The 25,278-nt window shown below is 52.0% G+C and carries 13 protein-coding genes, 2 tRNA genes and 2 pseudogenes; 3 read left to right on the forward strand and 14 right to left on the reverse strand.

The window, feature by feature from the left end; genetic code table 11:
- Window positions 1–209: 209 nt before the first annotated feature.
- Together KP22_RS22875 and KP22_RS07635 are read left to right on the forward strand one after the other, a co-directional pair.
- Window positions 210–1,664 (forward strand): flagellin N-terminal helical domain-containing protein, encoded by a 1,455-nt coding sequence (locus KP22_RS22875; RefSeq protein WP_039323343.1) that lies wholly within the window; start codon window positions 210–212, stop codon window positions 1,662–1,664.
- A 49-nt stretch (window positions 1,665–1,713) separates the two neighbouring features.
- Window positions 1,714–2,259 (forward strand): helix-turn-helix transcriptional regulator, encoded by a 546-nt coding sequence (locus tag KP22_RS07635; protein ID WP_039323344.1) that lies wholly within the window; start codon window positions 1,714–1,716, stop codon window positions 2,257–2,259.
- A 167-nt stretch (window positions 2,260–2,426) separates the two neighbouring features.
- Here KP22_RS07635 and KP22_RS07640 read toward each other — a convergent pair whose 3' ends face one another.
- Window positions 2,427–5,519, reverse strand: a complete 3,093-nt coding sequence (locus KP22_RS07640) for a type I restriction endonuclease subunit R (RefSeq protein ID WP_039323345.1) — start codon at window positions 5,517–5,519, stop codon at window positions 2,427–2,429.
- A 51-nt stretch (window positions 5,520–5,570) separates the two neighbouring features.
- Between KP22_RS07640 and KP22_RS22725 the strand changes: the two genes are divergently transcribed.
- A complete protein-coding gene (locus tag KP22_RS22725) occupies window positions 5,571–6,284 on the forward strand; it encodes a restriction endonuclease subunit S domain-containing protein (protein ID WP_244880004.1) in 714 nt (237 codons plus the stop codon).
- A gap of 56 nt (window positions 6,285–6,340) precedes the next feature.
- Here the strand turns inward: KP22_RS22725 and KP22_RS23000 are convergent.
- From KP22_RS23000 to KP22_RS21280, 13 genes and pseudogenes are all read right to left on the reverse strand, one after another.
- Window positions 6,341–6,745, reverse strand: a pseudogene (locus KP22_RS23000) (restriction endonuclease subunit S); the annotation flags it as partial.
- A gap of 7 nt (window positions 6,746–6,752) precedes the next feature.
- Window positions 6,753–7,748: a site-specific tyrosine recombinase/integron integrase gene (xerA, locus tag KP22_RS07650; protein ID WP_244880005.1), complete on the reverse strand. Its 996-nt coding sequence runs from the start codon at window positions 7,746–7,748 to the stop codon at window positions 6,753–6,755.
- Between the two features lie 59 nt (window positions 7,749–7,807).
- A complete protein-coding gene (locus KP22_RS21590; protein WP_072012548.1) occupies window positions 7,808–9,019 on the reverse strand; it encodes a restriction endonuclease subunit S in 1,212 nt (403 codons plus the stop codon).
- On the reverse strand, window positions 9,009–10,517 hold the full coding sequence (locus KP22_RS07660) for a type I restriction-modification system subunit M (protein WP_039323350.1): 1,509 nt from the start codon (window positions 10,515–10,517) through the stop codon (window positions 9,009–9,011). The genes KP22_RS21590 and KP22_RS07660 overlap by 11 nt, the downstream gene beginning before the upstream one ends.
- 357 nt (window positions 10,518–10,874) lie before the next feature.
- Window positions 10,875–12,134 (reverse strand): tyrosine-type recombinase/integrase, encoded by a 1,260-nt coding sequence (locus KP22_RS07665; RefSeq protein WP_039323353.1) that lies wholly within the window; start codon window positions 12,132–12,134, stop codon window positions 10,875–10,877.
- Window positions 12,135–12,337: 203 nt separating this feature from the next.
- A tRNA-Leu gene (locus KP22_RS07670) sits at window positions 12,338–12,424 on the reverse strand.
- An 8-nt stretch (window positions 12,425–12,432) separates the two neighbouring features.
- Window positions 12,433–12,506: transfer RNA gene (locus KP22_RS07675), tRNA-Cys, on the reverse strand.
- A gap of 521 nt (window positions 12,507–13,027) precedes the next feature.
- Window positions 13,028–13,465: pseudogene (locus tag KP22_RS22730) on the reverse strand (IS4 family transposase); the annotation flags it as partial.
- A gap of 330 nt (window positions 13,466–13,795) precedes the next feature.
- A complete protein-coding gene (locus tag KP22_RS07685; RefSeq protein ID WP_039305406.1) occupies window positions 13,796–14,863 on the reverse strand; it encodes a methyltransferase in 1,068 nt (355 codons plus the stop codon).
- 225 nt (window positions 14,864–15,088) lie between these two features.
- On the reverse strand, window positions 15,089–16,423 hold the full coding sequence (locus KP22_RS07690; RefSeq protein WP_039323359.1) for an MFS transporter: 1,335 nt from the start codon (window positions 16,421–16,423) through the stop codon (window positions 15,089–15,091).
- Window positions 16,424–20,653 carry a non-ribosomal peptide synthetase gene (locus tag KP22_RS07695; RefSeq protein ID WP_052012482.1) on the reverse strand — a complete coding sequence of 1,410 codons (4,230 nt, stop codon included), beginning with the start codon at window positions 20,651–20,653 and terminating at the stop codon, window positions 16,424–16,426. It lies immediately after the preceding gene.
- Complete coding sequence (locus KP22_RS07700) at window positions 20,650–22,311, reverse strand: MBL fold metallo-hydrolase (RefSeq protein ID WP_072012549.1); 1,662 nt, start codon at window positions 22,309–22,311, stop codon at window positions 20,650–20,652. Before KP22_RS07700 ends, KP22_RS07695 begins: the two co-directional genes overlap by 4 nt.
- Before the next feature lies 1 nt (window position 22,312).
- Window positions 22,313–25,278 (reverse strand): LLM class flavin-dependent oxidoreductase (locus tag KP22_RS21280; RefSeq protein ID WP_156107264.1); only part of this gene is annotated, 2,966 nt, incomplete at its 5' end.

Genomic DNA, 25,278 nt, shown 5'->3' on the forward strand with positions numbered 1-25,278 from the left:
ATCGATACGATCGCATCGATCTATAAAAACGATTATCTTTTGAACGCCATCGTCGATAAGCTATTGCCGAGAATAACCATAACGTAATGTTTTATCTGCTCTTTATTCCCATACTCGGGAAGGACTGACTATTGCCTGTTATCCGGTAAATCAATAATCAGTAGATAAAAATCATTCCATTGTTTTTGCCAAATCAGGACTGGTGTGCAATGACGCCGATTACCTCTCTTCATTTAACGATACGGAATCAACAGGATAAATCGGCCACCCGATTGAGCCAGGCGATTGAACGGCTTTCATCGGGTCTGCGCATCAATGGCGCAAAGGATGATGCCGCCGGTCAGGCTATTGCCAACCGGATGACTGCCAATCTGAATGCCAACAGCGTCATCACCAACGGCATGAAAGACGGTCTCAGTCTGATGCAAACGGCTGAAAGCGGGCTGGATGCCATCAATAACCTGATACAACGCGGCAGGCAGCTCGCGGTGCAGGCGGCAAACGAAACGTTGTCCGATACCGACCAGACCAGCCTGAACGGTGAATACCAGCAGATTAGGGAAGAAATCGACCGCATCGCTTCCTCGACACAAATCTTTGGTCGCTATCCGCTGGCACCCACTGAGCCGAGCCCTCAGCCAGCCAAATTGGGCAACACGTTGCCGCTGGCAGAGAAATTTCCCGATGCCAATACCCAGTATCAATTCCCTTCTGGGGTGGTTTCACTGGCTTACATTCCTGCTGGCGCAAAAAATATCACTATTATCATCGACTCATTAGGTGCCGATGACGATATCCAACTCTTTGCGCGGGACGGTAAACATCTGGCCGGTACGCCCGCTGAAGGCGCAGATGCCGATATCGTCTGGTCAGCAAACGGCGTAACGGATGAAAACACCATGAATACCGCCGTGATTACGCAAGACAACGGCTTTTTACCCAATGCCACCTACTCGGCAGATTTGTTGCTGCAAGCCGGGGAATATAATATCAACACAGGGGCACAGACCACTTATCAGGGCATGACCATCACTTACAGTGGCGATGGTGACCGCTTTGAAGATGCCAGCACCGGGGGATTTAACGATGGGAATGTGGGTGCAGCAAACCAACTGGAAAAGATTCATATTGATGAGGTAACGGAAGATCTGATTGTCATTGTGGCTGGCAGCGGTGTGTTTTACAGCAACGCAAGCTGGGATGAACTTCCCACACCGACAGAGCCTGCACCGCCACTGCCGCCCTCCGTACCAATCAGCAAAGAAACGACGTTTGTTGTCGGAGCAAGTTTTGGCGATGCATTGCAAACGGTCACCATTAATCCAACGCCCGCAGACAGCCAATCGCTAGGGCTTTCCTCTGTCACGCTAAGTACACCAAAGCAGGCCAGTGCGGCATTAGCCACATTCGATAACGCACTGAAAACCCTGGACGGTTACCGCAGTGAATACGGCAGCCAGATGAACCGCTTCGAATCCGTCACTACCGTGTTGTCACAGGAGAAAATTGCCACCGCTGCCGCTCGCTCACGCATATTGGATGCGGATTACGCCATTGAGGTTTCCGCGATGACAAAAGCCCAGATCCTACAGCAGGCATCGATGGCCGTCTTGTCGCAAGCCAATCAGCAGTCGGGAAACGTATTAAAGCTGTTACAGGGATGATGCGTCGTCAGATATCACTTTGCTATTTTTCTACTGAATCACTATCGCCATGAGCATTGAAATATTCAGCCGCTGCCCTTTCACCACGGCGGCATTTACCTGTCTGGGAAATAGGGATAGCGGCAATGTACCCATCACTGTTGTTGATATTGAACACGGTATCGACATGGTGCTATTGACTCACATCATTACCGCCAAACACCGAACATTCGTCATTATTCTCAACAACCGCAAACATAAACCGGTGATGGTGGCTAAAAAGGTATTGCTGTTATCAAAACATGCATCGATGAACACGATTAAAAAAGTGATTTCTGCTCTGTCATCGTTCAGGGAAATAAAAGGCAAGACGATATTGTTATCACCAAATGAGAAAATATTCTTCGGCTATTGGCTGGACGGAATAGCAATAAAAATCATCGCAAAGAAAATGACGATAACCCATAAAACCGCCAACAACATGAAAAATAATATCTACAGAAAATATGGCATAAAGGATCTGCTCACCTTTTTACTCATCGCCAGAATCTCACATATGCAAAGTATCGCTGATGCCGAACATCACAGGGTTATCTACGTTGATAAGGTGGCATGAGAGATCAGCAAGGTGCTTTGCTCTCACTAATTTTGCAAGTCGAACATAATGTTACTCATTGGTTGTTATCTTATCCACCTAACAGAAGTTCTTTGGCTCGACTTAAATTAAGCTCATTTTACTCTCACGAATGAATCAGCCAAAGAGCCAAAGACATGAAAAGTTGCTCAATTATCCGCCCACGTCTCACACTGGCCAATAACGGTAGCTACGGCATCCTCTACACCTTCCGGCGGATATTTGTATTTTTTCAGCAGCTTTTTGACCATACGACGCATACCAGCACGTGCGGATTCTTTCTTCTGCCAGTCGATAGTACGATTTTTACGCAGCATCTCCGTGAGTTCGTGCGTCATCGCTACTAATTCTTTGTTTTGGTAGAAGTCTTTCACAGCTTGAGGACGGGTCAGCGCAAGATAGAATGCAAATTCTTCACCAGTCAATCCCAGCGCATCGCCTTCCGCCTGAGCGGACGCCATATCCTTCGCCATTTTCATCAGTTCAGCGATGACTTCTTCGTTGGAGAGCATACCGTTGAGGTACGCTTTCATGGCGCGAGAAAGCATTTCCGAGAACTTTTCACTCTGAACGAGATTAGTGCGGCGATAGAGCGTTACCTGCTCAGCGAGCAGTTTTTTCAGCATCTCAACGGCAAGATTGCGCTCCTTCATCCTGGCGATCTCATCGAGAAATTTTGGATCGAACAACGAAAACCCAGTGTCTACATCGGAAAACAGATTGATAACCCCATCACTTTGGATACTTGCTTTTAGTAGTTCGTTAACGCGGGCATTAATTTCTTTCAGGGACAGCGGTTTACCCTCGCCGGTGAGGCGAGTAAGCAGCGTACGTACCGCCTCAAAGTAGGCGGCTTCGAATCGCTGCTCGGCACTTATTAGCGAACGACAAAGAGATAACGCCTGACGAAGCAGCATGGATTCTTTGATGAACAGATCCTTTTTGCTCGGCGCTTCGCCATAGGCGGGTTTCGGTTCTGCGGCCATTGAATACCGAAAATCCATGTCTTCGTGATTTGGGGTAACTTTCGGCTTATCAATAGCTGAAATAAAATTCACGCCGCCAGTGATAGTTTTGGCGCGAACGAGATCGCTATCAGTAGACAGAAACGCCGAATAGTCAAAACCGTGGAACAGGCTGCGGCAGACTTCCAATTTTTCGATAAATTTCGGCAGCGCGGTCTTGGCGACATCGGTATCACCGTAGTTGTTCTTATCGCGGTTGGTGTAGGCGTTCATCGCCTGTTTTAACGCCGAAGCAATGCCGACATAATCAACAACCAGCCCGCCTTCTTTATCTTTGTAAACCCGATTGACGCGGGCGATGGCCTGCATGAGATTGTGCCCCGACATCGGTTTGTAAACATACATGGTAGCGAGCGATGGTACATCAAATCCTGTAAGCCACATATCCACCACGATGGCGATTTTCAGCGGGTCATCGTTATTCTTGAATCGGCTGGCCATCGCGTCGCGGTGGCGTTTATTGCCGATAACGCCGCGCCACTCTTCCGGATCTTTATTGCTTTCGGTCATCACCACGCCAACTTTTTCGGCCCATTCAGGGCGTAGCTCAAGCAGCTTGCGGTAGATGCTCATTGCGATGGAGCGCGAATAACCAACTATCATCGCTTTGCCGGTCAGCTCGTGCTGACGGTTTTCCTCATAGTGTTGGATGATGTCTTCACACAACGCAGTGATAGTCTGTTCCGCCCCGAGGATAGACTCCATTCTGCCGAGTTCCTTTTTACTCTTTTCGATAGCATAGTCTTCTGCGTTTTGAGCCATAATGTCGTATTCCGCGTCAATAAGCCGCAGAATGTCTTCGTCCAACTTCAGGTGAATAACACGACTCTCATAGTAGACGGGTCGGGTCGCACCGTCTTCCACTGCCTGTGTCATATCGTAGATATCGATATAGTTGCCGAACACCTCAATGGTGGAGCGATCTTTATTGGATATCGGCGTTCCAGTGAAACCGATGTAGGTGGCGTTGGGTAAGCTATCGCGAATAATGCGTGCCGTACCGAGGATCACACGACCTGTTTTCGCGTCCACTTTTTCTTCTAAACCATACTGCCCACGATGAGCTTCGTCTGCCATCACAATGATATTGCGACGCTCGGAAAGCGCTTCAGAGGCCTCCTCAAATTTCTGCATGGTCGTGAAAATGATGCCGTTTGCCAGTCTTCCTGCAAGCAGTTCCTTTAAATGAGAACGGCTTTCGGCTTGCTGGGGCGTTTGGCGTAGGAACAATGCGCACTTGGCAAACTGTCCGAATAACTGATCGTCAAGGTCGTTGCGATCTGTCAGCACTACCAGGGTCGGAGAATTTAGCGTGCTTTGTAGTAGATGGGCGTAAAATACCATCGACAGCGATTTTCCGCTGCCCTGGGTGTGCCAGAACACGCCGCCTTTGCCATCTGTTGCAGTAGCCCTGCTGGTGGAGGCGACCGCTTTTCTCACAGCAAAATATTGGTGGTACGCTCCGAGGATTTTTTCGTCGCCGGAAAAGCAAATAAAATGCTTGATGATGTCGAGCAGCCGCGTTTTGTCGAACATTCCCTCAATGAACGTATCGAACTGGGCGTACTGCGTATTTTCGTAGCTGCCATCCTTGGTTTTCCACTCCATAAAGCGATCTTCGCCTGCCGTAATGGTTCCGGCTTTCGAGACGGCCAAGTCGCTCATAGCGAGAAAAGCGTTGTATATGAACAGAGACGGTATCTCATGCATATAGTTGCGCAGTTGCAGAAATGCCTCAGAAGCGTCCGTTTCCTCACGGGAAGGTGATTTCAACTCAAAAACGACAACAGGCAAACCATTTAAGAATACGATCACATCAGGGCGTTTCTCGCTATTTTCGCAGATTGTCCACTGGTTGGAGACGGTGAATGAATTCCGCTCCACATCCCCATAATCCACAAGATGAACCAACACCGCCCGCAGCTCGTCTTTATCGTAATAGTTGACCGATATACCATTTTGCAGGTAGCCCATAAATTGCACATTCTTCTGCTGGAATGTGCCACCATCAATGTTTCGCAGCTTGTAAACCGCCTCGGCAAGCGCCTCTTCCGGCAGTCTGGGGTTCACCCGTCTGAGAGCAGGGAGAAGTTCGTCCATATTAAGCGGATTGGCATACTCCCGAGTCAGATCCGGCGCATAAACATGGTTATAGCCCAACGTATCGCGGAACAACTCAAGACAAGCGTTTTCGTAATGGGCTTCGGTATAGGCCATTTTGATTACCTTTTTACAAATTTATAACGCAATTTTTGCGTTTAATTCTCGTTGTTCGTTTTTGAACGACAAAATTGGTTAATTCCACAACGCCGCTGGGCGGTAAATCATCATTTAGAGCAGATGGCGCAAGCCATGTTTAAGTCGTGGTTTGTGGACTTCGAACCGTTCGGCGGAGAGATGCCTAATGGTTGGCAAGTTATTAAATTTTCATCATTTATAAAGCCAAGAGTCGAAAAAATCATTAATGATAACAATACCCCTATGTTATCAATTACCAATGACGGAGTAGTGCTTCGAGACACTAAATTCAATAAAAATCTGGTATCAGCAACAACGAAAGTGAAACTTACCAAACACTCTGATTTAGTTTTTGGTAACAGTCGGCATACTCTCAACTGGGGGGTTGTCCGCATCCCTGAAGGTGGCGTCAGTTCTGCATATAACGTTTTTTCTGTTGCGGAGAGTATTTCCACAAATTACCTCGAATCATTCATAAAATCGAAAATTGGATATTTCAATAACATCATTCGTGCAACAACGCGGGACAACCAAGGCATTGATATAGCTGCTTTAATGCAAAAGTCTATCTATTTGCCATCATCGAATACTCTTAGTGAGTATTACATAATAGAAAACCCATTGATGGAGAAGGTAATCGCAAATAATAAGGAGTCTTCCCGCCTTGCTGAGATACGCGACACACTTTTACCCCGACTAATGTCCGGAGAACTATCCGTTGCCGATCTCGGCGACGCTAAATGATGATTTATCGCTGTGTTGTTGGCGATTTTGTCGTCCAATAATTTTAGCGTGCGTCCTATTTCGATTTGCTCAGAAAACGGTGGCACAGATACTTCAAGTGAATGTATATGATTTCGATTAAGCGTAGGGACAGCACTCCCTCCGGAAAAATTGCCTAAATCTAGCGTTTTCAGCAAGTAATACACAAACACAGGATCAGAGTTTTTAAATTCTTTAACATAGAGAGTCGTATTATGTGACCAACTTTGGTCATATACGATAAAAGGGTTACCAGTATTGCCACTTCGTCCTACCGTGACTGAAGGAGCTTCTGTCGTGTATTCGTTGTGATACCCAATTATCCCGTTAGAGCCAACAACAGGATATTCACCGCATATCATTTTGGTTTTTGGTAGATCGTGCCCCCTTTGAAATGTCAGGACATCTCCGAGTAAACAAGCTTTCCAACCGTTTATAGACATAATTTTCTTATCCAATAAATTTCCTATGCGAATTTTTGACGTTTGTCTGATTAACCATTGCGTAATGCATCGTCGTATCAATCTTTACATGACCAAGCAACCGCTGTACTTGCTCAATGGGCATGCCTTTGTCAATGGCGCGGGTAGCAAGGGTGCGCCGGAACTTGTGCGGGTGAACCTTGTGCATATCCGCCCGTTTGCCGATTTCCCGCAGCCGAGTCTCCACACCGCCGATAAGGAGCCGCTCGCGGGGCAGGGTTAACGACACGAATAGTGCAGGATTGTTATCTTTACGCGCATCAAGGTAGTTCAACAGGTGGATTTTGGTACGGGCGTCAAAGTAGACCACTCGCTCGTTGCCGCCCTTGCCGAAAACCACACATTCCCGCTCATGGAAACCAATATCCTCGCGGTTTAACTGTACCAGTTCGCCAACACGCATACCCGTTGAGGCAAGTAGATCGATCATAGCCAGATCGCGGATTTCCTCGCAGGCATCACGGAGCAGCTCCAGGCTCTCGTCAGAAAAGGTTTCTTTAATGATTTTCTCCGTTCTGATCTTGTGGATGCGCCGCACGGGGCTTTTAAGGATATAGTCTTCATCCTCTAACCAGCCGAAAAAACTACTAAAAATGCGGCGCATATTGTCAACCGTCACTTTGCTGGAGTTTCGTGCTTTCTGGTAGTTCGCCAGATAGTTGCGAAGATCGTCTGTGACGATCTCACGGACTGGTTTTTTTACTGCTTTGAGCATAGTACTAACGGTAGCATCATAATATTTCAGCGATTTTTCCGAACAACCTTCGATACGTTTTGCAGAGATAAACACATTAAGCAGCCCATCATTTCCAACGGTTTCCTGATCGTCGGGGATCCGACTTGCCGTGATGTCAACATTATGCATGTGGTATGTCAGCACCCGGCGTAGTCCGTCTAATTGTCGCTGTGTCAGTATCGCTGCCATATTTGCCTGAATTTCCGTTATTAACTTGTCCTTCATCATCTCACCTACCGCTGGATCAAAACATGAGTTTATGCGCAGACAGTAGGATCGATAAATCATCATTTAGCGTCGCCGAGATCGGCAACGGATAGTTCTCCGGACATTAGTCGGGGTAGTAAAGTATCACGCGTCTCTGCAAGACAGGCATTCTCTGCCTCAAGCAGTTCCTGCTTATTGAATATGGGAGTGCATTCGTCTTGAAAGCGACGAAGAGAATCCTCATCAGGAATAACAGCGGGAATGCTTTTCATTGTAGTTCCAGAAACTTCCTTGAAAGTCGACCCCGAAGCTACATTCTCGATAGTTTGAATATTATTAATCAAGAAGTAATAAATGAATGCAGTGCCTACGTTTTTTTTTGGAACAATAGATTTAAAACCCTGATTGGTAGAGAGTTCCCCACTCGCAATAGCGATATAGCCAATTGGCGCCCTGGAACTGAAAAGGACAGTTCCTCGTGGCATAAGCTGTGCGCTACTGTTGCGAAGGCCAAGTTCAGAGATGTCGTTTGCTCCATGGGCAATAAACTTGTTTTTGTTGACAGACAAATCTTTAGGTGTAACCCAGGCTATGCCGTGTTCGGTGTAATATTGAGGTTTCGCCTTAGATGGTGTACTGCCGCCAATGACATAGCCCAAATCGGAAATCGTACCTTTTCTCCATTTACTCGGCATTTTCCCACCGAACGGCTCGAAACCGATAAACCAGGACTTAAACATGGCTTGCGCCATCTGCTCTAAATGATGATTTATCGCCTTATTTACAGAAATTCTATCGTCTAAAGCGATCAAAATATCAGCAATAATATGCTGTTCATCTATGGACGGCAGATTTACCTCAATTCTAGCGAATGTATCCCGTGTGATAGTATCGAATACTGAACCATGGGTATGACTTTTCAGTAATCGGATACTGTCCCTCAGTAAATAGTAAAGATATGTCTGAACGATAATGCCTTTCTTACCTCGTATTCCATAGCAAGACTGATTAAATGCCATTGGGAACGGAACCATCGCGAGTTCTCCCACCGTTCCGCGGGCAGAAATAATGATGTCATCATTATTCAGCATTTTAGTAGAACTATTATCCAGCCCAGCTTTAGTTATGGACTTTTCAGTCGAAAATACATAGCGCTCATCGTTATTAAAATCCTTTACAGAGAGCCAATGAATATCACCGTCCCAGTACTCAGGAATGTTTGTGTTTGGAGTCCCTCCACCTATGAGATCGATAACATCAGCTAATAAATAAGTAACGTATTTAGATCTCATACCCAAGTCCCCCGAGTCTCTTGCGAATCTCATCTTCCAGTTCATGGGAACGCTTGAACAGCACGCTAAGTTCTTCCGTCAATCGCGACATTTTCTCCTCAAAAGGTTCGCCGTCATCTTCCTTAGCCTCAATGCCGACATAGCGGCCCGGCGTGAGAATAAAGTCCTGTTTGGCGATGTCCTCTGTCGTGACCGCCGCGCAGAAACCTTTCACATCTTTCAACGTATTGTTGTCGAACGCCTCAAAGGTAGCGGCAATTTTGGCGATATCCTCGGCGGTCATCTCACGCAGACGACGGTTGACCATCGTTCCCATATTGCGAGCATCGATAAACAGCGTTTTGCCTTTTTGCTTTTTGTTCCGGCTGATAAACCATAAAGATACGGAGATCTGGGTGGTGTAGAACAATTGCGTGGGCATCGCGATAATGCCTTCCACCAGGTCGTTCTCTACGATTTTTCGTCGGATATTACCCTCGCCGCTGCTCTGGGAAGATAGTGAACCGTTGGCAAGCACCATACCAATTTTGCCATTTGGGGCGAGGTGATGAATCATGTGTTGTAACCAAGCGAAGTTGGCGTTCCCATTCGGTGGTAAACCGTATTGCCAGCGTGGATCGTCGTTTAAGCTGCCATCGTTCCAATCCGACAGGTTGAATGGCGGATTAGCAAGAATAAAGTCGGCCTTCAGTGTTTTGTGCAAATCATTGCGAAACGTATCGTCATTGTGAGTACCGATGTTAGCTTCGATACCGCGAATAGCCAGGTTCATCAACGCCATTTTACGTGTAGTCGGGTTAGCATCCTGCCCGTAAACCGAGAGGTTACCGATGTTGCCACTGTGGTTTTTTACGAAGTCGGCAGACTGGACAAACATACCGCCTGAACCGCAACAGGGGTCGTACACGCGACCTTTAAACGGTTGTAAAACTTCAACGAGCGTTCGCACGACACAGGAGGGCGTGAAGAATTCTCCAGCACGCTTACCCTCTTGCTCAGCAAATTTGGCGAGACAATATTCGTAGGTACGTCCCAAAATATCTTTGTCTGTTCCATGTTCAATCATCTGAATATTGGTAAACAGATCGACAACGTTGCCAAGTCGGCGTTTGTCTAGCTCGGCGCGAGCGTAATTTTTAGGCAGAATATCTTTCAGCCGTTTGTTTTCTTTTTCGATTTCCCGCATCGCGTTATCAATAACAATACCGATAGTCTCTTTGCGTGATGCTTCAGCGATAGCACTCCACCTGGCCTGCTGCGGTACGAAAAATACATTTGCTTCGGCGTAGGCATCTTTATCCTCCACATCGTCGTCATCAGCCAGAAGCGCCTGATATCGCTCATCAAACTTGTCCGAAATGTATTTGAGGAAGATAAGTCCTAATACGACATGTTTATATTCCGCCGCGTCCATATTGCCGCGCAGGATGTCCGCCGCCGCCCAAATTTGCTGTTCGAACCCGATTGACGCGGTGTTGTTTCCGTTCGTTATGGCCATGTATTTGCCTCATTATTGTTCTGAAAATCTTCAGGCTTGCACAATGTTGAAAACCGTAAGAAATTATCTGAAAATTTTAAATTGAATGATATGGTTAATAATCACTAAGTTTCAGCAACTACTGACGTTACAGTGTTAATCAATGGGGTAATTCGATTCGGTGAAATGGAAAGCCGTCACTCCAATATCAATTGGATCCCATTGGGGATTAATTTTACAACAACATAAACAACATGTTGTTATTGATTTCATTAAAAATGTCCTCCATGAAAAACGATCGCCACTGTTATGATAGGAAAATAAGCAAACTGTAACTCTTTCCTGACAGAACTACAGCCTGCCCACTTACTACATATATTAATCCACAGTCAACTTCCCAAAATCAAACGGGCTAACTCCTCTCTCCCGGTTCGCATCGAGAAAATCTGCCCACCATTGCAGCATCAGTTTGCGTTCACCCAGATGCTCCGCCTTATGGATATACGCTGCCCGGACGCCGTTACGCTCCTGGTGGCTCATCTGTCGCTCTACCGCATCCCTAGACCACAAGCCCGACTCAATCAGTGAACTACAGGCCATGGTACGAAAGCCGTGACCACATACTTCCGTTTTCGTGTCGTAGCCCATCGTTTGCAGCGCTTTGTTTACCGTCCCCTCGCTGACAGGTTTTCGTGACGAATGATCGCCAATGAAAACCAGCTCACAATGCCCACTCACCTCTCTGATCTTTTTAAGGATCTCCAGTGCCTGACGGCTTAAAGGAACAAGGTGTGGTGTGTGCATTTTTGAACCGCGTTCGGAGAATTTCACTCCTGGAATCGGTTCACGTTCAGGGGGAATCGTCCATAATGCTCGTTCAAAGTCGATTTCCGGCCAGCGAGCAAAACGGAGCTCGCTTGAACGAATGAAAATCAGTAAGGAGAGATTAATAACCCATTTGGTAAACTCACGGCCTTTGTAACCGTCAATCCGGCCAAGAAGTTCAGGCAAGCGTTCAAGGGCTAACGCAGGACGATGTTCAACTTTGCCTGGCATAATTGCCCCTGCCATATCCTGCGCCGGATTATAATCAATCAGGCCGTTTTGTACGGCATAGGTCATGATGGCGGTCACACGTTGTTTTAGACGCTTAGCCACTTCTAAACGTCCTGAACGTTCAACGCTTTTAATTGGTGTCAGCAAGTCGCGTGTTTTCAGATTTGCGATATGAGAGCCACCGATGGCGGGGAAAATATTGTCGCTCAGGCTTTTCAGGATACGTTCGGCATGAGATTCCGACCATTTCTTGTTGTCGGCATGCCAAGCTCGGGCCACAACCTCGAAGGTTTGCTCATCATCTTGTTGCTGAGTTTTGACTGCTTTTTTATGCTCGTTAGGATCAACGCCAGCAGCAATAAGTTTTCGCGCTTCATCGCGTTTCTGACGCGCTTCAGAAAGGGAAACCTCAGGGTAGACACCTAGCGCCAACGTCTTTTCTTTGCCATCCGAACGATAGCGTAAGCGCCAATATTTAGATCCATTGGTATGGACCAAAAGAAACATACCGTTTCCATCGGTAAGTTTATAAGGCTTCTCTTCCGGTTTTGCTGAACGTACCTTGATATCCGTGAGTGCCATAATGCTTTTCCTTCAATAAATGCGTTATTGAGGGTACAAGGATTTACCATACTGAAGTATACCCGCAATTGTACCCGCACAAGCAAGTTGATGTCAGTTGAATTGTGTTGACGTAGGAAGAGTATGGAATGAAGGGGAAGTCAGTAAAACCGTGGGTTTTAGGCAAAAAAATAGACGTCGGTTGACGTCTATTGATTTATCAATGGTGCCCGGGGCGGGACTTGAACCCGCACAGCGCGTACGCCGAGGGATTTTAAATCCCTTGTGTCTACCGATTTCACCACCCGGGCACAAATATTGGAGGCGCGTTCCGGAGTCGAACCGGACTAGACGGATTTGCAATCCGCTACATAACCGCTTTGTTAACGCGCCAAAACATTCAGGTTTTAGTAACCAACATCCGCAAGTGCCGATGCTTTAAATTGGAGCGGGAAACGAGACTAGCACCTGGCCCATAACCCCTTGATTACAAATCACTTTATAGCATATAACTTAACTCAATGGACAGCATTATGGACTAACCCTAAATTGATGGCAACCTCTTTATGCAAATTTTTTCTATGTCAGTCGGCAAAAAACATTTATTGCTCAATATGTAAGCTATTAAATGATCTGTGTCCTGAACGCCTATTTGCATTTATTTATCTTGTGTCCATCATCGAATATATTCATAGACAACCTTCCCAGGTTATCAGCCCATCAGCTACATTCTCTATGGAAGAATGCAGCTTCACAACATCAGAAGATACCGTTCGGAAACAATAATCTTTCAATTACATCATTCATTAATGATTAACAATCAATGGTGCCGTCTGTCATTTTCTGAACAGAGAAGCGTAGCCATCAGTGATGGCAGTTTGGAGTTTATCCTACGAAGGATTAATATTAGTCAGTTATGCAACATGGGCTTTTTTATCAGCTTTTCGATAGTTATAAGGTCTTTCTTTCACCACTATAGGGAAAGCTCTTTCCCTTTTTATTAGCAACTTCACCATCTGCCCTATACTCTCCAGATCACGCGTTAGCTCAGGGATCCGCCTCGGCAATGCCCCTTGAAGCGCCATCAATATTCTCATGATCAGCCCGCTGTATCCTAAGAATTCCAGTTGATTTAGCCAGTAATCTTTCAGTTGGCTTGTCATTTTAACCATCTGATATTTAAAAAATCACACATCAGAAGCACACCAATAACGCCTGTTCCGCAAGTCCCGGCTTTTTGCTTCTCAGTGTCAGTTAGCTCAGAGCATTGCCTGTTTGATTTCACAGTAACCCAACTCTATTTCTCACCGTGGATTGTAAAGCTCGACCATTTCACTTCCCAGATAACGCATGCCATAGATCAATTCCGGGCAGAATAATATCCAGTCGATTGACAATCTGATGAAGCGGTTCTTCACGCTCAAGCGCCAATGCGCTGGAAAACCGGTCGATAAAGCGTGGAAGAGGTTATATAGGTATCTTGATTTTGTGAACCACTGCATCTTCTCTTCACGATTGGGAGACGGCAAGCAGTATGTTCGGGGAACCTGAATTTCGCGCGTTAAGCGGACTGGTATCACAGTAATACATCTCGATATAAAAACGGTATGGGAACCAAATCAAAAGCAGTCAGCTATTCGGCTGACGGCGCGCATACCACCAGACCGAATAACTGTTAACTCTTATTTATAAGCAATAATGATGCCATGCGGCGTCCAGCCGGGCACCTGAATACGCTGCGGATTCTTAAAGCCAACCGCTGCCAGGCAGCGCTCATACTGCTCCCACGCGTAGATCATACCGCCTTCGGCCGGCAGACAAGCGAAGTAAACGCTGTCCAGCGCCGCGACTATCGGCCCATCACCTTCATCGTTGGACATGGAGTTGAAGATCACCACCCGTCCGCCCTCCGGTAGCGCCTCATAGGCTTTACCTAACATGTGGGTGTTCTCTTCCAACGTCCAAATCACCAGTTGATGGGCGAACAGGATGCAGTCATAGCCGCTTGGGAACGGCTCATGCAGAATGTCCAGCGCCTTGGCATTCACCCGATCGCCAAGCCCGGACTCGTCTATTTTAGACTGGGTAACCGGAATGGAGTGAGATATATCCAGCACCGTCACCTCCAGTAGCGGATTAGCCTGGGCCAATGCCAGCGCGTTAACGGCATCACCGCCGCCAGCATCCAGCAAACGACGAGCCGTAGAGAGATCCAGGTGCTTAACCAGATCCTGGTTGGCCAGTTCCGACCAGGAGCGCATATAGCGATAAAAGACGCTTTCCAGCTTCGGATTTTGATGCAGGCGATGGTAAATATCACGCCCCTCCCCAGGGAAACGACGCAGCCCAACGTTGGTATTTTTCTGCAACGACTCGGTAAAATCGATCTGACCTTCGTACACAATATAGTGTTCGAAAGCCACCGTGTCTTTGAAACGCCGCCAGTCATCGGTGTCCATGAGTTCACGTACCACGTCGGCGACACGGTAAATACCGTTTTCTTTCACCAGCAGCCCCAATGAGGTCATGCCCAGCAACAGGATATCCGCTGCACGCTCCTCAAGCCCCAGCGCCTCGCTGATCCTCTCTTTTGTCGGTTCCGATAAGTCGCGGACGGTCTCAAGCACATTCAATTCACAAGCTGCCTGCAAGTACTGAAACGCAGCATGTCCAAAAAGCAGGTTTGCCAATCCCGGCATATCCAACTGAGCCGGCTTGGAATAATTGGCGGAACGATGAGTAGCAGTCATATGTCTTTCCTTTTCATTAATGATTACTTCATTCGATAGTGTGTTCTTCCCTATCCGGCTTGCCTTACGGCAGCGCCTGACAAGGGAAAACACAACAGAAACACGTTGTGATCCTGAACATTTTCCCGGCCATCAATGAGTCATCCGGCTGTTCACAACAAACCTTGCCTACATGCGATATTGCAGCACACATTGAACGACATCCTCCTTAGTGTGAAAAAACCATCAGCGCCCATCAGGAATCTGCTCATCCAGACGGCGCATCTTGCGGTATGCCAACCCCATCAGAGAGAGCGTCACCCCCAACGCCCCGCAGCACAGCAGCACCAGCCGAATGGCTCCGCCATCGCCGGCCCCCCCCAACCAGTTGCTGACGCTTTCGGTCCAGCGTGTACCGGAGGCAAAGGCCGGTGCCAGCCAGCGGTCCACTATTTTGCCAACCAGCAGGATGGCGACCGGCATCGAAAGCATGGAAAGCGAGCCCATCAGCGCAAAGACGCTGCCCTGACAGTTAAGCGGCACCTTGCGCATCCACAGCGCCATACCACAACTGGTCGACAGGCTGCCGACAAACAGAGCGGCAAAGACGCATGCCGCGTAGTAAAAAACAGAATTGACCAAACTGACGATCGCGATACACAACGAGAGCAGCGTGTTGCAGGACAGCAATAGCAGCGCCAGACGCGACGACAGCCACGGCACAAAGAGCGACATGGCCCCCAGCGCCGCGCCCAGACCGCCCCAGCCCATAATAATTCCCAGCTCGCGTACGCTGTAGTGGGTAAGTATCAGCGGGGTTACCAGCGTAGAGACTAGTGCCTCAAGGCCGCTCTGAATCAGCACATAGATAAGCAGCATCGCCATCAGCCGATGTTCCTTGAAGTAGGCCAGCGCCCGCAGGAAATCCCGCAGCAAACCGCTGGAGTGAACAGCGACGTTGGGTGATTTCAGAATTGACGGCCGAACCCCGTAAAGTCCAACCGCAGCCAGCGACAGGCTGCACAGCATCGTGATCAAATTGAAAATGAAGATGCCGTTCAGACCGTAGCGGTACATAACCATCCCGGCGATCATCGGCACAAAAATGCCGATCCCCCCGGTAACGACGCCCATCAGACCGCAGGCAAGAGGCATCTGTTCGCTCTCCAGCAGTGCGCTCATGGTAGTACGGTATGCAGGCGTTCTGAGCGCCTGCGCCAGCGCGATCGTCACGGTAAACACATACAGCAGCCAAAGCGCGACGCCGCTTTTTACCATCACGATGAGTAATACCGCCATCAGGCAAAACACGCCAGCATCAGACAGCAGTATCGCCTTACGACGATCGACGCGGTCCGCCAGCGCCCCGGCAAACGGCAGCACCATCAGCGTGGAAAAAGCGCCGATTGTCATCACCAAAGAGAAGTCGAACAGTGAACCGCTTTGTTGATACACCCAGGCTCCGATTGAGAAACCGGCGATATTCGCACCAGCAATAAAGATATTTTCCGCCAGCAATAGCAGAAAAAAGGGCCGTCCCAGGCGGAGTACGGGGTTTAGCAACATAGCTACCGACGTCATCTAGCGCTTACCTTGTTCGATTGCCCGCAGCGCGTGCGTCAACGCCTCGCCTAGCGTATTGACGTACGGTCGGCTCACCATCGACATATGCGTTCCTTTTACCGGAATCACCCGAATAGCCGACGGCGTGTTGACGCTATCCCATCCCAGCAGCGGCGCCCTATCATCGCTAACGCGGAACAGATGCAGCGGAACGGCGAGCGGCTGCGGTCGCCAGTCGGCCAGCGCACGGATATAGCCTTCGTACTGATCGAGATAGCGTAGCGCCTGTTCAGCGCTCATACGCGCCGGCAGCACCGACTCCGCTTGAAAGGCCTTGACCAACTCGCCAAAGGCAGCGGTCTCCGTAAGCGCCGCTATACGCTGCGCTGCGGCGGGTTCAAGCAGCGGGTTCAGCGCCCACCATAGCCGAGTCACATCCTGGAGGTCATCCGGCAGCGTAATCGCCTGCGTTACCGGATTCGCCGAATCCAGCAGGCCGAGAAATGCCACTTCCGCGCCTTGTTCCAGCAGTTGGCAGGCAATCTCATAGGCCAGAACGCCGCCGAACGACCACCCCGCCAGCCGATACGGCCCGTGCAGTTGTACGCTTCGCATCACTCGAATCAGGTTCGCGGCATGACCGCGCAGAGAATCAATGGGCGCTGCCCGATCGTGTTGTCCCGCCAGCCCGTATACGCTGATATCGCTGTCGATATGCGTAAGGATCTCAGGAACGTAAAGCAGTTCCCCCCACACCTCATGAACAAAGAACAGTGGCACGGCGTCATTTTTCACCCGAAACGGAATGGCGCCGTTAGCCCATGCGGGCGCGCCATCATGAGAGATGCTCTCAGCCAACTGCCTAACGGTAGCCTGTGTAAACAGCGTGGAAACAGTCATGTTGAGGCCGAGTTCCTGTAGCAGGCTAGCCACCTCGACCAGACGCAGCGAGTGACCGCCAAGCTCAAAGAAGTTGTCATCGCGGCTGATATTTTCCTGCGGCCGGTTCAAAACTTTGGCCCATACCCCCGCCAGCATTTTTTCAACCGCGCCCTGCGGCGGTTCGAATCCCTCTTTCACCACGCCCGCCTGCTCCGGCGCCGGCAGCATGGCGCGATCTACCTTGGCATTCGGCGTCAGCGGCAGGCTATCCAGACGGACATAAGCGGACGGCATCATATAGTCGGGCAGGCGTTGGGCGAGGAATTCATGCAGTCGCTCTTCCTCCACGTCCTGTACAACGGTGTAATAACCCACCAATCGGCGATCGCCAGGAACGTCCTCTCGCGCCAACACAACCGCATCCTGTACGCCGGGGTAAAAACGGATGCAGGCTTCAATCTCACCCAGCTCGATACGAAAACCGCGAATTTTCACCTGACGATCGCTGCGGCCGAGAAACTCGATGGTGCCATCGGGAAGCCAGCGCCCCAGATCGCCGGTTTTATACAGTCTGGCTCCCTGTTCATCGCTGAACGGATCGGTAATAAAACGTTCAACCGTCAGTTCTGGCCGGTTAAGATATCCCGGCGTCACGCCAGCACCCGCCACATGAAGGTGACCGGCGACGCCGACCGGCGCTAGGCGGCCCTGCGCATCCAGAATGTAGATACGGACGTTGGCAAACGGCCGCCCAATAGGCGGTTTTCCTTCCCGCTGCGGATCGCACACGTGCATCGCCGCACCGATAGTCGCCTCCGTAGGACCGTAGCCATTGATGAAACGGCGCCCCGGAGCCCACTGCCGCACCAGTGCTTCGGAAACCTCCTCGCCGACCAATACCAGCGTTTGCAAATCAGGGAATTCGGTTCCCTCCGGCAGGGCGGATAACACCGCAGGCGGCAGCGTGACATGAGTGATGCGATCGCGGTTTAGCATGTCGATCAGTTCGGCCCCGACCAGCGGTCCGGCCGGAGGCAGGTAAAGCGCGGCACCGCTGACAAACGCGATAAACAGCTCGGAAACGCTGGCGTCAAAGCAGAAAGAGGCGAACTGCAATACCCGGCTGTGCGGCGTGACCGCGAAGGCTTCGACTTCCGCCGTAATCAGATTGCACAACCCGCGATGCGGCACCGGAACCCCTTTCGGCGTACCGGTCGAACCGGAGGTGTAAATAACGTAAGCCATCGCATCGGGCGTCAGCCCCAGCGCATCGGCGTCCAGATTCTCCTCTTCGCCTGTCAGCCAAGGCCTCTGCTCTCCATCCATTTCAATCACCGTCAGGCTGACGGGAAGTTCGCCCAGTGCGCCGCGGCTATGGCGATCGGTAATCAACACGGCCGCCGCGCTGTCGCGCAGCATAAAGAGCAGACGCTCAATCGGGTAGCTGGTATCCAACGGGATATAAGCGGCACCGGCCTTGAGCACGGCCAGTATCGCCACCACCATCTCCGGGCTGCGGGGCAGCGAGATGGCGACATAGGTGCCGACGCCAACCCCCTGCGCACAGAGGTAGTGCGCCAAACGATTAGCCTGCGCATTCAAGTCGGCGTAAGCGATCGTATGTTGGCCGTACACGACGGCGGGCGCCTGCGGCGTACGGGCGGCCTGCTCTTCAAACAGAGTATGAATACAGGTCCGATCCGGGAACGCCGTCGCGGTATCATTCCAGGCGACAAGCAGCTCGCGGCGCTCTTCGTCAGGCAAAATATCAATCAGGTTCACCCGAGCCGTCGGCTCATTCTCCAGCGCATCCGTCACCCCGATGAGCGCCGTTTCCAGATAGCGCGCCACGCGCTTGGGGTCCATCGGACGGTGAACGTGGGTGGTTATCGCGAAGCTGTCGCCGAAATCGTCTACTTCCACATGCAGCGGATAGTTGCCCCGCTCTTCATTGAAGATCCCGTCCATTTTTGCCCAGTCGGCCTGTTGGCTGGCGGCCAACGCCCGCTGCCTCTGGCTGTAGCGGTAGTTGAGCCCGGCGCTGAATAGCGGCAGCGATACCGGTACCTGGCTGCATGCCTGCGCCAGCGCCAGCGGGGCGTGTTCATGGCTTAACAGTTCAGATAGCAGGATATGCGTCTCTCTGATGGTGTCAATCAACGACATCGCGCCAATATTGATGCGCAGCGGCAGCGTATTGACGCAGGCTCCCAGCACCCGCCCAGCCCCTTCGCCAGCCTGCATTCGTCCGAACAGTACCGTGCCGAACACCACATCATCGCGCTCAGACAGACGCGCCAGGACGATCGCCCAGGCAACGTGGAACAGGCTGGCGGGGCTGACTGCCAGCGCTTTAGCCGATGCGCGCAGCCGAGCGCATAACGCATCGCCCAAAATTCGGGTGGCGTAAGTCAGCATTGAGCCGTCGCCCTGCACATCAACAAAGCCGTAGGGCGCGGTTGGCTCGTCAATGCCGGCCAGCATCTGACGAAAGAATGCCTTATGGGACGGATCGCTGGCCGCCAGGCGCGACTGCACGACAAACTGCTTAAAGGGAAGCGGCGTCGGTAAGCTGTCCGCTTCACCGCGCAGACATGCCTGCACCTCCTCAACGAGGAAATCCAGCGTGGTGTGATCAATCGCCAAATGGTGGCAAAGCAGCATAACCAGCCAGCGATCGTTTTTCCGATCCTGCACGGTAAACGCACGCATCAGCGGAGCCTGCATGAGATCGAGGCGGTATGGCTGGCGGATAAAGCGCGCCATCAGCCACGCTTGCGCGTCTCCGTCCTCATCGCTCAGAACAATGTCCTCAACGGTTAACGCAGCCTGACGCCACACGACCTGTACCGGCGCCGGCAGCCCCTCCCAGGCAATAGCGCTGCGCAACATGTCATGGCGGTCGATCACCATCTGCATCGCCGCGGTAAAACGATCGAGCTCCTCGCGTGACGAGAACGCCATCAGCCACGGCAGAATATAAGGGTCCGCCGCGTTCTCGCTGGCCAGATGGTGAAAGAAAATCCCCTCCTGTAGCGGCGTCAACGGGTAGATATCCTGCACGTTGTCATCGCCGCCTGCGACGCGCTGCACAATACGCGCCCGCTGTTGCTCGGAAAGATCGACCAGCGCCGACTCAGGGTATTTCCACGTCTGGCTGCTTTCTCCGATCCATGCCAGCAGCAAAGACTTATGCTCGCGCAGGCTGGCCAGCAGCGTCGGGTCAAGCGTCGTCTTGTCGGCGCGCAGTTTGATATTGTCGACTTCACGCCGCAGCGCTACCCCGCGCTTGCCCAGTTCAATCAACAGTTCCGGGAACGTGATGGTAGTTGTTTCTGCGGACGAATTCAGGTCTTTATTAATCATATGGTTACCTCGTAATCGCTCGACGTACCGAACGGCGCGTCGTTGTTCCGCAGCGGAATAACCTGGGGTCCCTGTAGCCGCTGAACGACCTCAAGCCCGGCGGCCTTGGCGCCGCTCAATAGCGCGTCCGAATCCCGCATTCTCGCCGAATCAGGCTTCGACGCCGGGCCCAACACATGCCGGAACCACGGCTCCAGCCCCATGGCGTAGTTGTACAAACGCTTAGCACCGACGGCCTTGAGCAGTTCTATCGCCTCGCCGGAAGTACTGCCGCGGCAGCGTCGGTTTTTCTCCGGCTGGCGATCGCGATCCTGTGGAAACAGCGCTTCAATGGTGTAAGAGGCGGGAGCGCCTTCGGTCTCGCTGTTCATAAATACCGTTTCGATGGTGCCTATCGCCTCTCTTATTCGCTCATACAACACCGGATCCAAACAGGCCGAGTCGGCAGCAAACAGGATCTGTTGGCGTCCAAGCCGGATCACATACGCACTCTTGGCATGAGCTAAATCGCCATGTTCGCCGAGAAACGGCACCCCGATGATTTCGCCGTCCGGTAGCGGAATCGACTGCAATGATTCCATCTCGATCGCCTTTTTGAAGCCCAACACCTCAGCCATTTGACGTAGCGATACGTCCCCCAGCAGGAAATCGCTCGCTCTCGGGACCACCAGGCAGCCGATGCGATGGCGCAAGCGCAATAATGTCTCTACCGAGAAATGATCCGGATGCGCATGGGTAACCAGCACATAGTCGATATATTCAGGCAGAGCCTGAAAGGTCACGCGCCCATCGTCACCCTGAAGGGGGCTGGCGCTGATAAATGGATCTATCAGCACCGATACCCCCTGAGTCTGAACCAGCACCGTCGCGTGTCCAAGATAATGTACGCGGGTCCCCTGCGGGTCGGCGCGGAGGGTATCCGGGGGAAGAGGCGCATCCGTCAGTAACGGACGCAGTTGACGTTGCAACGTCGCGTCCGCCCCGCACAGTTCGAAAATCCGCGCTAACGGCTTGGGCGCGGTATCCAGTTGGAATAACGCATCCAGCCGCGGGCTGGCGAACGGTTCCTGCCACCAGGCATCATCCGGCAGAACGGTATGAGGAGTACTGAATAAAGGTGGCCGATCGCCATCATGCCGCAGGTTGCGGATACGCAGGCTCTGCAATGCGGGTTTGTAATAATGGCTACGGTAGGTCAGCGCTTCAATGATCCGGAAGGAAGGCCGGTTGAAATAGTCGTAAACCAGCTCAACCAGCCCGCGCAGCGGAGCGGGCACCTGCGCATAAAGCGGCTCTAGAGACTGCCCTTTACCCTGTTCCAACAGCAGGTGGTGTAATTTTCCCACCGCCTCTGACAGCGCCACGCAGTCACGCAGCGAGCTTTCCGAACTGGCGAGCAGCGCCGCAATCTGATCGGCGTATTCCGGCAAAACTCCGATGCAGGCGCTGCCGCTCAGGGCTGGGTCGGTCGCCATCTGATAGTTCAGCGCCGGGTTGTCCAAATACAGGCGCATGACTTTGCGCTGTACCTGCGCAAAGTGCAAACTGGCTGGGATAGGGGCGATATTTAACCACCAGGCGCTCCATCCATTGACCAGGGGTTCGACGATGACGGAGTTGGCTAGTCGATAAGCCGGTGCAGACGTTAATGTACGCATATCAGAATATCACCTCTATCGTATCGGGAGTGGTATCCCCTGGATTCGCATTGGCGACCAGGCGTTGATGATTGGCGATAGCCTCAGCCAGCGAGGCTGGTGTCGGATTTGCGAACAACATCCGCACCTCCGCGGGAATAGCCGCCTGGCGAAGACGTTCAAGCAAACTGACCACCATCAGGGAGTTGCCACCCAGTTCAAAAAAGTTGTCATGCCGGCTAATGCGTTGGGCGTCGAGCAGCTCACACCACAGCGAGACAATCGTCGACTCCAGTTCCCCCTCGGGAGGCGCATAGTCGTGAGTTTCCGCCGTCGACGACGGCACCGGCAGCGAATTACGATCGACTTTGCCGTTAGCCGTCATCGGCAGGGCATCCAGGAACACCACGTTATCTGGAATCATGTGTCCAGGCAGACGCCGCACAAGGAAGTGACGCAGCTCTCTGATGCTGGGCGCGGCAGATTGCGCCAACTGTTGCAGCCGGTTCAAGTGCGGCAGCCCCTCCAGCGCGCTTTCCGCGTCCATCCAGTCAATCAGACAGGCAATTTCATCAACGCCGCTGTTTTTGATGGCTTGCACGATAGGCAAACAGTTATGCGGCGTACCGATCAGCGCCGCGGAGGAAGAATAGTGATCGAAGGCATACGCCGTCATCTCTTCCATGTCATGGTCAGGGATCGTCGATGACGGCGTGCCCATATCCTTAGAGAAGAAATTCAGCCCGAAATGCAGCTTCAGGTAATCGATAAAAGGCGCTCTGGCTTTCGCCAATGTCGCGTCCAAATCGGCTCCGATAAAGGTGTGCACCATCAGGGTTACATGGCCGGTGTCCGGATCGTGACCCGCTTCCGCTCTGGCTTGTCGGTAGAGCGCGATATGATCCGCCAACTCATCAAGCTGTTGTCCCATCAGGTGCGTCAGCAGATGGGTGCCAGCTTTCCCGGCCTGTATAAAGGTCTCCGGGTTTCCCGCTGCGGTCACCCAGATCGGAAGCTTCTCCTGAATGGGTTCCGGATACAGGTGAACATCGGTGTCTTTGCCCGCGCCGTCCGGCAGCGATATCGTTTCGCCCCGCCACAGCGTCTTGATGATTTCCACCCCGTCGAACATCGCCTGCTTGCGCGCCGAATAGCCTTCCGGCGCGAGCACAAAGTCTTTCGGGTTCCAGCCGGAGGCGACCGCCAGCCCGACTCGGCCGTGAGAGAGGTTATCCACCATCGACCACTCTTCGGCGACTCGCACCGGGTGATGCAAAGGCAGCACCACGCTGCCTGAACGTAGGGCTATCCGTTGCGTCACCGTCGCGAGCGCGGCGTTCAGTACTGACGGGTTGGGGTACAACCCCCCCACCGGATGAAAGTGGCGCTCAGGCGTCCATACCGCTTCAAATCCGTTGCGATCGGCATACTGCGCCGCTTCCAGATAAAGCGCGTACTTATCTCTCTGATCCCGCGAGTCGCCGCCGAAGTAGAAGAGACTGAAGCCGGTTTTTTCCTCGCCCGGCGACGCAGCGCACGTGGCTTGAGATGGCACCGTCACGTAGGCAATCAGCCGCTTGCCCCGATCGCCGATGACTACCGCATCCTGTACGCCCGTATGTTCCAGCAGAGCCGACTCGATTTCAGCCGGATGGATACGCACGCCACGGATTTTCACCTCATTATCGTTGCGTCCGTAATAGGCGATGCTGCCGTCCGTGCGCCAGCGACCCAGGTCGCCGGTACGGTACATCAGCGGCACGGCATTGCCGGGTTGCGGCGTGATGAAAGGATCGGGCACAAAGCGATTCTGCGTCAGTTCAGGACGATTCAGATACCCTAGCGCTACCCCATCGCCGGCAATGTGAATTTCGCCGAAGACGCCGATAGGCGCGGGCTGTCCCAGCGCGTCAAGAATATAAATGCGGGTATTGGCCAACGGTTGACCGATGGACGGCGCAAACGCATTACCGCCCACATCGCGTACCTGCTGCGCGGTCGACCAGATCGTGGTTTCCGTCGGGCCGTAGAGATTCCACAACGTGTCGGTCAGGATTAATAACCGCTGCGCCAGTTCATTGCTCAGCGCTTCGCCGCCACACAGCGCTGCCCGCAGCCGCAACCCGCGGCACTGGCTGTTTTCCAGCAACATGCGCCACACCGACGGCGTCGCCTGCATAACACTGACCTGATGATGGCGAATGCTTTGCGCCAGCCGCTCAGGATCCAGCACGGTATCACGATCCGCCAGTAGCAACGTCGCGCCGCACAGCAACGGCGCGAACAGCTCCAGTGCCGAAATATCGAAATTAAGCGTCGTAACGCTGAGCAGGCGGTCATCCGCGCGCAGCGCAATGCGTTGCGTTATCGAAGTCAGGAGATTAACCACGCCCCGATGGGGAACCATCACCCCTTTCGGCTGACCGGTCGACCCCGAGGTGTAAATCACATAGGCCAGATTATCCGCCGTCAGCATCACGGTCGGATTGTCCGATTGCGTCGGATCATTCTGCGGCGAGGCAGCGAGATCGATAATCTCAGGTACGTCCGGCTGGCTATTCCACAGTTCGCCGAACGTGATCAGCACCTGCGGCTGGCTGTCTTGCAGCAGATAATCAATACGCGCCTGCGGATAGGCTGGATCAATCGGCACATAGGCGCCGCCCGTCTTCAGCACCGCCAGCACCGCCACCACCATTTCCACGCCGCGCGGCAGGCAGATGGCCACCCGCATATCCGGTACCACACCCTTTGCTATCAGCGCGTGCGCCAGCCGGTTGGCGAACTGGTTGAGTTCGTCATAACTCAGTTTCCCCTCGTTATGCACCAGCGCCACCGCCTGCGGCGTACGCTCCACCTGAGCCTCGAATAGCTGATGGATCCCCTGTTCCCGCGGGTAGTCCGTGCGTGTCTCGTTCCAGTCATACAGCACCTGACGGCGTTGAGCATCGGACAGCAGCGGCAGCCGGGCGATTTCCTGCGCCGCAT

Origin of the sequence: Pectobacterium betavasculorum (assembly GCF_000749845.1) — a bacterium.
Taxonomy (GTDB): Bacteria; Pseudomonadota; Gammaproteobacteria; order Enterobacterales; family Enterobacteriaceae; genus Pectobacterium; species Pectobacterium betavasculorum.

Bases quoted from the DNA above. Each gene is read 5' to 3' on its own strand.
- KP22_RS21590 (WP_072012548.1), bottom strand. From the start codon at position 9,019: ATGAGATCTAAATACGTTACTTATTTATTAGCTGATGTTATCGATCTC.
- KP22_RS07635 (WP_039323344.1), top strand. From the start codon at position 1,714: ATGAGCATTGAAATATTCAGCCGCTGCCCTTTCACCACGGCGGCATTT.
- KP22_RS07640 (WP_039323345.1), bottom strand. From the start codon at position 5,519: ATGGCCTATACCGAAGCCCATTACGAAAACGCTTGTCTTGAGTTGTTC.
- KP22_RS07660 (WP_039323350.1), bottom strand. From the start codon at position 10,517: ATGGCCATAACGAACGGAAACAACACCGCGTCAATCGGGTTCGAACAG.
- KP22_RS07695 (WP_052012482.1), bottom strand. From the start codon at position 20,653: ATGATTAATAAAGACCTGAATTCGTCCGCAGAAACAACTACCATCACG.
- KP22_RS07700 (WP_072012549.1), bottom strand. From the start codon at position 22,311: ATGCGTACATTAACGTCTGCACCGGCTTATCGACTAGCCAACTCCGTC.
- xerA (WP_244880005.1), bottom strand. From the start codon at position 7,748: ATGATGAAGGACAAGTTAATAACGGAAATTCAGGCAAATATGGCAGCG.
- KP22_RS22875 (WP_039323343.1), top strand. From the start codon at position 210: ATGACGCCGATTACCTCTCTTCATTTAACGATACGGAATCAACAGGAT.
- KP22_RS07690 (WP_039323359.1), bottom strand. From the start codon at position 16,423: ATGACGTCGGTAGCTATGTTGCTAAACCCCGTACTCCGCCTGGGACGG.
- KP22_RS07685 (WP_039305406.1), bottom strand. From the start codon at position 14,863: ATGACTGCTACTCATCGTTCCGCCAATTATTCCAAGCCGGCTCAGTTG.
- KP22_RS07665 (WP_039323353.1), bottom strand. From the start codon at position 12,134: ATGGCACTCACGGATATCAAGGTACGTTCAGCAAAACCGGAAGAGAAG.